Below are 12,125 nucleotides of genomic sequence, written 5' to 3' on the forward strand. Positions count from 1 at the left end.
TTGAGTGCGCTAAATTTAGCTTTAAAATATTCAAATTTATTTCGTGATGATTATAACTTGTTGGATAATGTTAAATTTTATAATTTAAATTTTTAAGGAGAACATAATGATAATGAAGGGCAAAAAAGGTCTTATAGTAGGCGTTGCAAACGCTAAATCAATCGCTCACGGAATCGCTGAAGCGTGTCACGCTCAAGGTGCGCAGCTTGCATTTACATATCTAAATGACGCTCTTAAAAAGCGCGTTGAGCCAATTGCCGAAGAACTTGGAAGCAAATTTGTCTATGAGCTTGACGTAAATAACGAGGAGCATTTAAATGGGTTAGCCGAGAAGATAAGAGCCGATCTTGGCGAGATAGACTTCATCGTTCATGCCGTGGCTTTTGCTCCAAGAGAGGCGCTTGAAGGCGAGTTTATAAATACGAGTAAAGAGGCGTTTGATATCGCTATGGGAACTTCGGTTTATTCGCTTTTAAGTCTTACAAGAGCGGTTATGCCCGTGCTTAAAGAAGGTGGCTCAGTGCTTACTCTAACCTATCTTGGCGGACCTAAATTCGTGCCTCACTACAACGTGATGGGTGTAGCAAAAGCCGCGCTTGAAAGCTCGGTAAGATACTTGGCGCATGATTTAGGGGCTAAAAATATCCGCGTAAATGCTATCAGTGCAGGACCTATCAAAACGTTAGCGGCAAGCGGCATAGGTGACTTTAAGATGATACTTAAATATAACGAATGCAACGCTCCGTTAAAGCGCAACGTTTCAACTGAAGATGTCGGCAAGAGTGCTATGTATCTGTTAAGTGACCTTGCAAGCGGCGTTACCGGTGAGATTCACTATGTGGATTGCGGATACAATATAATGGGTATGAGCGATATCGCAAAAGACGAAGAAGGAAATACTATCTTAGCTTGGGATGCGCATAAGGCTTAAATTTTTAAGGAGGCGATATGCAAGAGCTTAAAAAAGATATGGCGCTTCTCTTTACGCCGTTTAAGATCGGTGATGTAGAGATAAAAAATCGCATAGTTATGCCACCTATGTGCATGTATAAGGCAAAAGATGACAACGGAATGCCAAGGTGCTTTCACAAGCTTCACTATGCGGCGCGTTCGCTTGGCGGAGTAGGGCTTATCATCGTTGAGGCGACTGCCGTTGAACCAAGAGGAAGGATAACGCATAATGACCTTGGTCTGTGGAGCGATGAGCAGATAGAAGATCACGCAAAACTTGTTAAAGAGTGCGTCAAATACGGATCTAAAATGGCTATCCAGCTAGCTCACGCAGGCAGAAAGAGCGAGTGTAATAGCGAGCCGATCGCTCCAAGTGAGATTAAATTTAGCGACAGATATAAAACTCCAAAAGAGATGAGTTTGGATGATGTAAATTTGATTAAGACTAAATTCATAGAAGCTGCCGCTAGAGCCCAAAAAGCGGGATATGAGATCATCGAAATTCACGCTGCACACGGATATCTCATAAGCGAATTCCTGTCGCCAAATATCAATAAAAGAAGTGATGATTACGGTGGAAACTTTGAAAACCGCACAAGGCTTTTAAGAGAAATTTTAACCGAAGTAAAAGCGGCTGTGAGTATCCCGGTAGGAGTTAGGATAAGCGCACATAGCTTTGTAAATGGCGACTGGAGTATAGAAGATAGCGTTACTTTGGCGCGCGAGCTTGAAAATTTAGGAGTGGCGTTTATACATGTTTCTTCAGGCGGATTTTTTGAAAAAGTTGATTTTATGCCTCGCCTTGTGCCGTTATATCAGTGCTCTTATGCAAAAGCCATTAAAAAAGCTGTAAATATACCTGTTATAGCCGTTGGACTCATAACTACCGCTAGTGAAGGCGAAGCCTTGCTTCTTGGCGATGTATGTGACGGAGTTGCTTACGGAAGAGAGCTGCTTAGAAATCCGAATTTTTCGCAGCTTGCAATGAGCGAGCTAGGTGTAACAGACCTCGTAGAAAAGCCTTATAAAAGAGCATTTTGATAAATTTATCCGCTTAGATAGTTTAAGCGGATAAAATATATTTAATACTTAAGATATTTTTTAAAATTTTTAATAATAGAAATTATCATTTTAATTTACTTAAAGGCTAAATGCAATATAATAACGAAATCGGTTATTATATTTAAGGATACTTGATGAACCTTAGTCTTATAAGTTCAGGCAAAAAATGCAAAATAACAAAATTAAATGCCACGGGAAAGCTCTTACAAAAGCTCTTAGATATGGGATTTGTTATAGGCGCTACTATAGAAGTCATAAGAGAAGCGCCGCTTTATGATCCCGTAGAGCTTAAAATTCATAATTACTTAATATCACTTAGAAAAAGCGAAGCGGAGCTTATTGAAGTAGAAGAGCTCCTAAAAGAAAGCGCATAGGTGTAACATGGAGATAAAAGTAGCTTTAGCAGGGCAGCCAAACTGCGGAAAATCGACTATATTTAATATGCTAAGCGGTATCCATCAGCATATCGCAAACTATCCTGGCGTAACGGTAGATAAAAAATCGGGCTTTTTTAGCGTCGGTGATCTTGATATAGAGATGATAGATCTTCCCGGAACTTACTCTTTTAGCTCTTATTCGCTTGAAGAGAAGGTAGCTAAAGAGGTTATCATCAATGAAAATCCCGATGTGATTTTAAACATAATAGACTCTTCTAATTTAAAAAGAAATTTATATCTTACTTTTCAGCTTTTAGAGATAGGCGTGCCTGTCGTGCTTGTGCTAAATATGCATGATGTAGCTAAAAGACGCGGTATTATTATCGATCATAAGAAGATGAGCGAGCTTTTAAGATGTCCGGTAATATGCGCAAGCGCTTCAAAGGGCGAAGGCAAAGAGGAAATTTTTGAAGCTCTTAGAAATGTCCGGAAGCTTAAAGAGAACTACGAAGAGTTTAAAATCAACTACGACGAGCTTGAAATTTATATATCCGAGCTTGAAAGCAGCCTTAAATTTACTGATAAAAATATAAGCAAAAGATGGCTTTGCATAAAAGCTTTGGAAAAAGATCAAACCATTATAGATTTGATCAAGCCCAAAAACCCAAATGTAAACGATATTGTCGATAGTGGGCGAACCAAATTTCACGATACTTTTGATAAAGATATCGAGAGCTTTTTGGCTTCGTTTAGATATGAAAGTGCCGATATCATCTTTCATAAATGCGTAGAAGAGACCAAAAAAGGCGAAGTTACTCTAACCGATAAAGCCGATAGAGTAGTCTTAAACAGATGGCTTAGTTTCCCTATTTTGCTTGCAATTATTTTTATAATTTATGAAAGTAGCATTGTGTTTGGTTATAAGCTAACGGACTATACATGGCCTGTTTTTGCGGCGATTAAAAATTTCGTTACAGATATTACGCCAGAAGCGAATATAGCACAAATTCCTATGATCACCGATCTTGCCAATTGGCTTGTAAATTCAGCCGTTGCGCTACTTAACTATTTGCCTATATTTTTCATACTTTTTGCCATGATAGCCATACTTGAAGACGTCGGCTACATGCCTAGGATGGCGTTTATACTTGATAAACTTTTTAGAAAATTTGGACTTCACGGGCAGAGCACTCTACCTCTTGTACTTGGGGGTGCGTTTGTAGGCGGTTGTGCTGTGCCGGGAGTCATGTCGACAAAGGGAATCGCAGACGATAGGGCAAGGATGGCTACTATTTTAACCGTTCCGCTTATGAACTGTCTTGCTAAAGTGCCTTTTTATACGCTTTTACTTGGTGCGTTTTTCCCGACACAGATGAGCATAATGCTCTTTTATATCTCTACGGTTACCGTTTTAGCAGCACTTGTGATAGCGAAATTTTTAACTTCAACCATACTTAAAACTCGTGAAACGGCACCTTTTGTTATGGAGCTGCCACCTTATCATTTGCCTACATTTAAGGGCGTGATATTAAGATCGATAGAGAGAGTTTGGATATATATCAAAAAGGTTTGCACTATCGTTATAGCCGTTGCTATCGTGCTTTTTGCGCTTTTGCAGTTTCCGGGAATTTCAAAAGAAAAACAAGAACACTATGCTCAAGAAGAGGCGAAAATTTTAGCAACATTTGATAAAGTGGCTAAGAAAACCGCTTATTATGAGCTTATCGACAGTAGAGATGAGGTTGCTGCGCTTTTAAATTTTTATGACGGCTATAGAGCTAAAAAGATGGGTGGAAGCAAGGATGTAGATGAGAAATATGAGGCTAAAAATGCCGAATTTTATAAATTCTTGCGAGTTCCAAAGGATGATAAAGACGCAAAATCTATAAATACCGCTCTTAGAAAGCTTTCAACGGCTAGAAATAAAATTTTACGAGATCAAAAAAACGATAAGATAGAAAATTCTCTCCTTGGTATGGCGGGACGCGCGCTTGAGCCTATATCGCAGTTTGCAGGATTTGATTGGAAGATAAACGTAGCGTTTTTAAGCTCTTTCGCCGCTAGAGAATCAGCCGTAGCGACTCTTGGAAGCATCTATGAGACAGGCAAGGATGATGCCTCCGTAGCTCAGCCTGAGGTGATTGTCCCGCTAAGTAGCGATAAAGAGTTAAGGCCTGAAGAGAAGATGGCTAAAAATAGTGGCTATACGCCTTTGCACGCGGCTTCTATCATTATCTTTATGTTGCTTACTCCGCCTTGTATCGCTACGATGATCGTTGTTAAGATGCAGACGAACAGCTACTTTTGGATGTGTTTTGGGATATTCTTCCCGTTTGCGCTTGCACTTGTTGTTTCATCGCTATTTTTTAGTATTTCGCAAGCGTTTGGACTAAGCGGACTTGCGGCTATGAGTATATATTATTTTATAATGCTCTTGGCGGTTTTGGTGCTTTGGTTTGTTCCTGAAAAACGCATAAACTGGAGCGGAGGAATTAAAAAATGATAAATTTAATAACCAAAGGAGAAGAAATGAAAAAATTACTATTTTCATCATTTGTAGTTGCTCTTATGAGCTCATCTGCTTTTGCTCATACCGCTCTTATGAGTTGCTTTGACAACGGAGATGATACCGTTACTTGCGAAGGCGGCTTTAGCGACGGATCAAGCGCAAGTGGCGTACAATTTACCGTTATTCAAAACGGCAAAGTCATCATAGAGGGCAAATTCGATAAAGATAGCAGCTTCACGTTTAAAAAGCCTGAGGGCGAATACGAGGCTAAATTCTTTGCCGGAGAAGGGCACGAAGTAATTGTAAAATCAAAAGATATAGCACAATAATTTAAATTTCACAAAAAGGATAGATATGTTTAAAAAAGTTATCGTTTCAGCTGCGGTAGCAGGCGCTTTAGCTACTTCTGCATTTGCTCATTTTCAAATGCTTTACACTCCGGAATCTGCACTAAATAAAGGTGGCACTATACCTCTAAAACTAGTTTTCACTCACCCGTTTGCTGATGAGCACACTATGGATATGGGTCTTCAAGAGGATAAAAGCAGAGAAAAAGTGGTTGATTTTTTCGTAGTTCACAAAGAGAAAAAGACAGATATGCTAGCTACCTTAAAAGAGATGAAATTTAAAGGTAGCCACAACGCGGGCATGGGATATGACTCTGAATATAAAGCAAGAGGTCTTGGCGATCACGTGTTTGCACTAACTCCAGCGCCTTACTATGAAGCAAACGAGGAAGCATATATTCAACAAATTACAAAGATGATCGTAAACGTAGGCGGCGCTCCGACTGATTGGGATGCCGAGCTAGGACTAAAAGCCGAGATCGTGCCTTTAACTAAACCTTACTCAATTTGGGCGGGAAGCACATTTACGGGTATCGTTAAATCAGAAGGAAAGCCGGTTCCTTTTGCGGAAATCGAAGTTGAGTATATGAACCACGCTATTGACATGAAGAAAAACATGACAAATCCAAAAGGCAAATTCGAAGCCCCACAAGATAGCTTTGTAACACTTACTATTAAAGCTAACGAAAGAGGCGAATTTACGTTCGGTATACCAAAAGCAGGCTGGTGGGGATTTGCAGCTCTTGGCGTAGGTCCTGACAAAGAGTATAAGGGCAAAGAGCTAAGCCAAGACGCAGTTATCTGGGTTCAAGCAAAAGATATGAAATAATTAAAATTTGAGCGAGAGTAAAATCTCTTGCTCAAATTTATAAGGATATAAAATGAGCGGATTAGAAGCAACTTTTCTTATAGTTATCGCACTTGCGGCAGGTTATTTTGTCTATGTAAAAGAGTTTAAGCAAAAAGACTGCGGATGCGGCAACAAAGGAAATTGTCACAAAAAACAACAGCGCGGGTAGCTAAAGCAAATTTTAGCTACTTCTTATTTTGATGTTTGAATTCTCAAAACAACCACAATAAATCACTATCAAAGAATTTCGCCTAGTAAATTTTTTGCCATCTCACAAATTTCGATAAACTAACTTTCTAAAAATTCAAGTTTTTCTATAGCGTTGTTTTTTCTAAATTCAAAATATATTCTCTTGATTTGAGCAAGTTCGTCAGCACTTATGTGTCCGCAGCTCTCTTGCAGTCTTGTTTTGATACGCGAAGTATCAAGAGCTAAAAGAGATGAAGCAATGAAATTTTCAACCAGTACTATCCCAAGCCTTTTAACCGAGTTCGTTTCGTCTAAAATTTCAAGCGCCCTAGTTGCTAAATTTAGTGTTTCTTGGTATAAATCTTCATTGGGATCAATTAAAATTTTATAAAGCATATTTAGCGAAAGATTGTGCAAAGATATGGCAAGCTCATCCCTATCGCCTACTGATTGCTTCAGGCTTAACCCGATTTTGCCGAATTTTATAGCGGTGTCAATGCTTGTTATATCGCTAAAATTTTGTGATATAAACTTGAGTCTATAAGAGATAGCCATATTTACAAAGCTTGCTCCGTATTCAAAAGCACCTAAAGCCGGCACAAATAAGCATTTTTTATAAAATTTGATAGCCTCGTCGAAGTCATTTTCCCATTCGTATAAATTTGCTTTGATGTTATAAAAGTGCCATAACCAAAGAGGCTCATTGTCTTCGCTATGCGAAAACAGCATTTTTTCGAGCTTGCCTAAGATATCTTTAGCCTCATTTTTTAGCGCTTCGTCTCTTTGTGAGATTATTATCCAAGCCGCTTTTCTTTGGTAGTATCTTACCTCTATATCAGACGGCTTTGCTCCTAAATTTAGCTCTTTTGGGAAATTTTCGTATGCTTCCTTTAGCTTTCCTGCTCGCTCATAAAGCGAGCTGATATTTAGAGCGTATCTGTTTGGATTGATCTCGTAAAGGTATCTGTTTAGCAAGATAGCCTCTCTAAATTGTCCGTTTCGTTTAAATAAAAATACCAAATCATCAAGCGCACTTAAACTAAGCTTTCTGTAGATTGAGTCGTTTGAGCTATCAAAGCTTTCTATGTCGTTTGTGTCAAACATCTTGCCAGCTATCTCAAACCAGTAGCTATTTATAAGCTCGTAATGCTGCTTTTCTTTTACTTTTTTTATAAATTTTTCTAAAATTTTTACACTTCTTTTGTGATCAAGCACGAGATCTTTGGTGTAATGATAAAGTATCAAAAGAGATAGCGGATTGTCAAAAATATCGGTGCAATGCTCTATGTGGTTTCTTAGGTATTGTGCTAGTTCACGCTCTTCCGTTTTGAGGTCATCATATCTTACACAAGGAGTGAAAAATATCTGAAGAGATCTTTGCTGTGCTAAAAATCCAAAATCCTTAAAGCTTCTTGTTATGAAATTTTGAAATCCAAATATTAGTTTTGAACTATTTTCTGCTTGTTTATCTTCAAAGAAATTCTTCCCGCAGTATTCAAAAAGCTCAAGCGAGATATAGGTCTTTTGGTTGGGTTTTTTGGTTATAAATGTCGAACAAAGCCTCATTAAATCATAAAATTTACTTTCTCTATGGGAGAACATAAATCTAAAATCAAATTTGTCTTTAGAGTCAAAATTTGCCTTATTTTCATGAATTTGAATCTCTTTTACGCCAAGCTCGGTTAAAATTCTCTTGATATCGGCTACTTTGTCGCTTCTAATATAAAAATTTACATTCTCAAAACGCTTTAAAATCTCTTTTGCAAATACTTTCCAAAGCCACTCGTCGCTTCTTTTTAAATCAAAGTTGTAAAGATGAATTTGTGTTTCGCGGCTAAAATTTAAAAGCGTGAGCTTTAGCTTTTTGGCTCTTCTTGAGTCGGTGTTCAACCATGAGTTTATGATGTTTTTGATGCTGTTTCCTTCGGTGTCAAAGGCCTGAGGAAGCAGCAGCAATCCAAGAAATAAAATAATTACAAAGATAAGAGATATCATCTCTGTGTTGCTAAATTTTAAAGGAGTTTCAAATATGAGTTTTTTAAAAAAATCTTCATAAATACTAACCGCTAAAAGCGATAAAAGTATGAAAAATACCGCTGCGATAGAGATAAATTTAGAGATTATTCTTTTTATAAAAAGCGCTGAAAATAGTTTTTTCTTTCTGTTTAAAGACGCTATGTCCAGGATAAATTTATCAAGACTGTCGTCCTTGCAAAATGTTATGTAAAGCCCGCTTTTATCTTTAAATACTGAGCTTTCATCTACTCTTTGTCTCTTGGAGCTTTGTAAATTTAGGGTATGAATTTTGATATTTTGCATATTAGCTACCTTTTGCCGCTTTGTTTTGCAAGCTATCAGTAAATGTGTATTCTCCATCTTTTAGTTCAAACGGAAAATCTTTTAAAATTTCGGCAAAATTCTGCTTAAATTCATCGTCGTAATTATCTAACGCATCTTTTATTATGTTTATGTATTTTATCGGTATAAAGCTATTTTTATCTCCTTTGTGAGCTATAAATTTATCGTTTGTCGTTATAAATGCCGTTAGCTCTGCATTAAAATTTTCATCTAAAATTTGCTCTTTATTTATGCAAATTTGACTGTAGTTTTTCTCTCTTAGCTTTAGCTCTTCAAGCTCGTCATTTTTAACCTTTATAGCCACTCCCCAAATTTCGCTATTTTTGTCTGCTTTGATATTTAAAAACACACCTTTTACCTGCTCTTTATCAAAATTTATATGTGAAACTGCATTCCAAACGCGCCTGTAGCCTTTTATTTTAATTGGAATTAGATCATCTTGTGTTAGTATTCTCTTGAAACTTTTTTGTGCGCTTTTTAAATTTATTAGCGAGCCAAAGCCAAATATATACATAATAAAGCCTTTGAATTTAATGGCTTTATTATTGCATTTTTGTTATTTAAGGCAGATAAATTTATATGAGTTTATATGCCATTGGAATTTTGATAAGGTAGTCTTTTTCAAGTATCGGAAATTCTTTTGAAGCTTTTCTGATCGCTTCCATTGCAGCTTCGTCAAGACTATCAAATCCTGAGCTTTTGATTACTTTTACATCGCTTACCGTGCCGTTTGTTTTAAAGAAAAAACTTACTTCCACGACTCCTTGATGTCTCATCTTAGTAGCTCTTTTAGGGTATTTTTGGTGTTTTTTGATAGCGCTTTGCATCTTGGCAAATCTCTCGTCGCCCGCAGATGTAGCAAAGCTAAATTCGCCTACGGTTTGAGTGGTGACGGGGCTTGCTTTTTGGTCTGTGGCGGTAGTTACGGGCGCGGATACCGGAGTTGAGGGTTGCGCTACTTCTTTAGGTGTAGCAGGCTCTACTGCAGCCGTAACTACAGGCTCGGCAGGTATTGGTTCAACCGGTTTCTCTACTTTTTCTGCTACTTTTTTAGGCTTTGGCTTAGGTTTTGGTTTTTCAACCGGTTTTGGCTCTACTTTTTTAACGGGCTCAGGCACCACTACAGGCTGTGGTACGACAACCGGTTCAGGGATTATCACAGGCTCTGGGGGTGGGGGAACTACTATGGGCTCGGGCAGGCTTTGTACGGGTGCCGGTTGTGGTGCAGGAGGAAGAGGTGCTGCCGGAGGCTTGAATGATTTTAGGCTTATTTTTATGCTTTCTTCCATGCTAGGTTTGATTTGCGTTGGAAGATTGATGAAGGCGACTATTAAAATCGCGTGAAATAGCGCAGATCCTGCAAGTCCGCTTAGATTTGATTTTTTATTCAGTGAGAGTTGTGATGGCGAAATTTTCATGATTTTTCTCTTTTAAGATATCAATAACCTTTACAAACATCTCAAATTTGCTGTTTTTGTCGCTTTTTAACTCAATCAAAGTCTTTGCGTCGATATCACTTAATCTCTCTTTTAAATTATCCTCGGCGATCTTTTCATCATCAATAAAAAATTCATTGTCTTTGTTGATGATAACGGCTATTTTATTATCCTCTTGCTCCGTCTTCGCGCTTTCGCTACTAGGTAAATCAATAGGTATGTTTCCTTGTGCGATGAACGTAGAAACGCTTAGCACTATGGCTAATAGCACAAGCATGATATCTATCAGAGGAATTACGTTTAAGCCCTCTTTTTTAGGCATTCTCATATTTTGCCTTATAGCGATTGATTAAAACTTCTACCTTTCTCATAAAGCCGTTATAAAGCATAAGCGTAGGGATAGCCACTATAAGCCCAAGAGCCGTAGCCTTAAGGGCTAGAGATAGTCCAACCATGATGCTTTTGGTATCAATTCCTCCGCTCATACCCATATCATAAAACGTGATCATAATACCTGCAACCGTGCCTAAAAGACCTATATATGGAGCGTTTGAATAGACTATGTAAAGCGTTGTAAGGTTTTTTGTAAGAGCTTCTTCAAATTCTTCAACTTTTTTATAGTTCTCAAGCTTGACATTAGCGTAAAATATTATACGTTCGATAGTAAACCAAACAACTAAAAAGCTCATAAAACCTAAAATAGCTATGATGATGTAATCCACATTCGCTTTTAAAAATTCCATTTAACACCTTGTTTTAAAAATAGAAAAGCATTATATCAATTACGATATTTATTGTCAATTATATATCGCAATATAGGCGATTTGTTTAAAATAAATATCATTTTTAGCATAAACTAAAAATACTGAATTCTAATTTATATTATTTTTTATATTTTTAAAATAATTAATTTTAAGAAATAGTTTGTATAAAATATAATTAAAAATAGTTAAATAAAATTTTAAATTAAAAATTTTGAGGAGTAAAAGAGGGTATAGTAACCCTCTTTTATTTTTATCTTCCTTGAATTCTCTTCATATTATCACATCCTGAAACTTCACCGCTAAAGCAGGACGATTTATAAATTTGAAGAGCTTTATACTCATCTTTTTGTGTTCCAAGACCAAGCTCGTATAAAATTCCCATATTGGTACAAGAAGGCATATCTCCAAGCGTACAACCTCTTGAGTATGCGTCAAAAGCCATTGCGAAGTCTGATTCTTTGCCGTCATCTGAACGGTAATATTCGCCCAAGTAGTAGCATGAATCAGCCCCCTGATTTACGCATGAATTTTTATAAATTTCAAGTGCTTTTTGAGTGTCTTTTTTTAGTCCGATTTGATCTCCGTACATATACATATTGGCTAAATTTGTGCAAGCCTTTTGATGTCCGCTTTTGCAAGTTCTTTCATAGATATTAAATGCCGTTTTATGATCTTGCAAATTTTGATAGCTCAGCGCCAAGTCGTTGCATGCCGAGAAATTTCCGCTATCGCATTTTGGTTTTAGTATAGCAAGCGCTCTAGTGTTAAAGTCCGTATCAACCGATGTGTTTTTTATACTTGGAGCACTAGGCGTAGATGACGAAGCGCATCCTGCAAGAAATAAAGCGGCTAAAAACATTAGCAATTTTTTCATTTGATTATCCTTTGTTTATTAAAATTTATCTGTGTAAATTATTAAAATTTCATATTTTATGCAAATTAAATTCGCAGTTAGATTCACTCGACTCTTCCTAATATATAATGCGTTGTATCATTTACTTTTTTAAGGGAGAATTTGTGCTTGCTCGCCCATTTTTGGATTATCTCTTCGACTTCTTGCTTTATTTCTTCGGAAGTTGCGACATTTTTAATCTTAAAATAATCCTCGCTTCCGCTTAAAGCGACAAAGCAACGATGCGGTTTTAAATGATCGTTTAGAGTAATTATCTCTTCCGTGCTTACTCCGCTTGAGTTGTTCAGAACTCTTTTTAGTTGATTTAGCGTAGTATCGTTTACGCCGTAGTTTAGTTGGTTAAGAAGTGCTTCTAACTCCATTTTTGTC

Annotated in this window: 14 protein-coding genes; 7 read left to right on the plus strand and 7 right to left on the minus strand. The window is 37.3% G+C overall.

The features are described 5' to 3' along the window. The first annotated feature begins 106 nt into the window (after positions 1-106). From fabI to CORI_RS02150, 7 genes are all read left to right on the plus strand, one after another. Positions 107-931, plus strand: coding sequence for an enoyl-ACP reductase FabI (gene fabI / locus CORI_RS02120; protein WP_173030618.1), 825 nt, complete (start codon positions 107-109; stop codon positions 929-931). 17 nt (positions 932-948) lie between these two features. After that, positions 949-1,992, plus strand: a complete 1,044-nt coding sequence (locus CORI_RS02125) for an NADH:flavin oxidoreductase/NADH oxidase (RefSeq protein WP_254064945.1) — start codon at positions 949-951, stop codon at positions 1,990-1,992. 155 nt (positions 1,993-2,147) lie between these two features. Beyond that, positions 2,148-2,387 carry a FeoA family protein gene (locus CORI_RS02130; RefSeq protein WP_169939964.1) on the plus strand — a complete coding sequence of 80 codons (240 nt, stop codon included), beginning with the start codon at positions 2,148-2,150 and terminating at the stop codon, positions 2,385-2,387. 7 nt (positions 2,388-2,394) lie between these two features. Next, positions 2,395-4,893 carry a ferrous iron transport protein B gene (gene feoB / locus CORI_RS02135; RefSeq protein WP_173030619.1) on the plus strand — a complete coding sequence of 833 codons (2,499 nt, stop codon included), beginning with the start codon at positions 2,395-2,397 and terminating at the stop codon, positions 4,891-4,893. 26 nt (positions 4,894-4,919) lie between these two features. After that, positions 4,920-5,228, plus strand: coding sequence for a hypothetical protein (locus CORI_RS02140; RefSeq protein WP_169939968.1), 309 nt, complete (start codon positions 4,920-4,922; stop codon positions 5,226-5,228). Positions 5,229-5,253: 25 nt separating this feature from the next. Next, entirely contained in the window at positions 5,254-6,075 is an 822-nt protein-coding gene (locus CORI_RS02145; protein WP_173030620.1) for a DUF4198 domain-containing protein, read from the plus strand. A 52-nt stretch (positions 6,076-6,127) separates the two neighbouring features. After that, positions 6,128-6,265, plus strand: coding sequence for a FeoB-associated Cys-rich membrane protein (locus CORI_RS02150; protein ID WP_173030621.1), 138 nt, complete (start codon positions 6,128-6,130; stop codon positions 6,263-6,265). Between the two features lie 119 nt (positions 6,266-6,384). On the opposite strand, the gene CORI_RS02155 is transcribed toward CORI_RS02150, so the two are convergent. The 7 genes from CORI_RS02155 to CORI_RS02185 form a co-directional block, all read right to left on the minus strand. Continuing rightward, the gene (locus CORI_RS02155; RefSeq protein WP_173030622.1) at positions 6,385-8,604 is read right to left on the minus strand and encodes a lipopolysaccharide assembly protein LapB; all 2,220 of its coding nucleotides are present in this window, start codon (positions 8,602-8,604) and stop codon (positions 6,385-6,387) included. A gap of 1 nt (position 8,605) precedes the next feature. Continuing rightward, positions 8,606-9,157 (minus strand): gamma-glutamylcyclotransferase, encoded by a 552-nt coding sequence (locus CORI_RS02160; RefSeq protein WP_173030623.1) that lies wholly within the window; start codon positions 9,155-9,157, stop codon positions 8,606-8,608. Positions 9,158-9,218: 61 nt separating this feature from the next. Next, a complete protein-coding gene (locus CORI_RS02165; RefSeq protein ID WP_173030624.1) occupies positions 9,219-10,061 on the minus strand; it encodes an energy transducer TonB in 843 nt (280 codons plus the stop codon). Further along, positions 10,027-10,407 carry a TonB system transport protein ExbD gene (gene exbD / locus CORI_RS02170; protein WP_173030625.1) on the minus strand — a complete coding sequence of 127 codons (381 nt, stop codon included), beginning with the start codon at positions 10,405-10,407 and terminating at the stop codon, positions 10,027-10,029. Before exbD ends, CORI_RS02165 begins: the two co-directional genes overlap by 35 nt. Continuing rightward, positions 10,394-10,822, minus strand: coding sequence for a TonB-system energizer ExbB (exbB, locus tag CORI_RS02175; RefSeq protein WP_169939982.1), 429 nt, complete (start codon positions 10,820-10,822; stop codon positions 10,394-10,396). The genes exbD and exbB overlap by 14 nt, the downstream gene beginning before the upstream one ends. A gap of 271 nt (positions 10,823-11,093) precedes the next feature. Further along, complete coding sequence (locus tag CORI_RS02180) at positions 11,094-11,717, minus strand: tetratricopeptide repeat protein (protein ID WP_173030626.1); 624 nt, start codon at positions 11,715-11,717, stop codon at positions 11,094-11,096. 83 nt (positions 11,718-11,800) lie between these two features. Continuing rightward, a complete protein-coding gene (locus tag CORI_RS02185) occupies positions 11,801-12,118 on the minus strand; it encodes a type II secretion system protein (protein WP_172200043.1) in 318 nt (105 codons plus the stop codon). Between the last annotated feature and the right edge of the window lie 7 nt (positions 12,119-12,125).

The organism is Campylobacter sp. CCUG 57310, assembly GCF_013201975.1.
GTDB classification, from domain to species: Bacteria; Campylobacterota; Campylobacteria; order Campylobacterales; family Campylobacteraceae; genus Campylobacter_A; species Campylobacter_A canis.

What these genes read in the sequence shown, in the direction of transcription:
- CORI_RS02145 (WP_173030620.1), top strand. Translation starts at nt 5,254, where the DNA reads ATGTTTAAAAAAGTTATCGTTTCAGCTGCGGTAGCAGGCGCTTTAGCT.
- CORI_RS02185 (WP_172200043.1), bottom strand. Translation starts at nt 12,118, where the DNA reads ATGGAGTTAGAAGCACTTCTTAACCAACTAAACTACGGCGTAAACGAT.
- CORI_RS02180 (WP_173030626.1), bottom strand. Translation starts at nt 11,717, where the DNA reads ATGAAAAAATTGCTAATGTTTTTAGCCGCTTTATTTCTTGCAGGATGC.
- CORI_RS02125 (WP_254064945.1), top strand. Translation starts at nt 949, where the DNA reads ATGCAAGAGCTTAAAAAAGATATGGCGCTTCTCTTTACGCCGTTTAAG.
- CORI_RS02140 (WP_169939968.1), top strand. Translation starts at nt 4,920, where the DNA reads ATGAAAAAATTACTATTTTCATCATTTGTAGTTGCTCTTATGAGCTCA.
- CORI_RS02130 (WP_169939964.1), top strand. Translation starts at nt 2,148, where the DNA reads ATGAACCTTAGTCTTATAAGTTCAGGCAAAAAATGCAAAATAACAAAA.
- exbB (WP_169939982.1), bottom strand. Translation starts at nt 10,822, where the DNA reads ATGGAATTTTTAAAAGCGAATGTGGATTACATCATCATAGCTATTTTA.
- CORI_RS02160 (WP_173030623.1), bottom strand. Translation starts at nt 9,157, where the DNA reads ATGTATATATTTGGCTTTGGCTCGCTAATAAATTTAAAAAGCGCACAA.
- CORI_RS02155 (WP_173030622.1), bottom strand. Translation starts at nt 8,604, where the DNA reads ATGCAAAATATCAAAATTCATACCCTAAATTTACAAAGCTCCAAGAGA.
- CORI_RS02150 (WP_173030621.1), top strand. Translation starts at nt 6,128, where the DNA reads ATGAGCGGATTAGAAGCAACTTTTCTTATAGTTATCGCACTTGCGGCA.
- CORI_RS02165 (WP_173030624.1), bottom strand. Translation starts at nt 10,061, where the DNA reads ATGAAAATTTCGCCATCACAACTCTCACTGAATAAAAAATCAAATCTA.
- feoB (WP_173030619.1), top strand. Translation starts at nt 2,395, where the DNA reads ATGGAGATAAAAGTAGCTTTAGCAGGGCAGCCAAACTGCGGAAAATCG.
- exbD (WP_173030625.1), bottom strand. Translation starts at nt 10,407, where the DNA reads ATGAGAATGCCTAAAAAAGAGGGCTTAAACGTAATTCCTCTGATAGAT.
- fabI (WP_173030618.1), top strand. Translation starts at nt 107, where the DNA reads ATGATAATGAAGGGCAAAAAAGGTCTTATAGTAGGCGTTGCAAACGCT.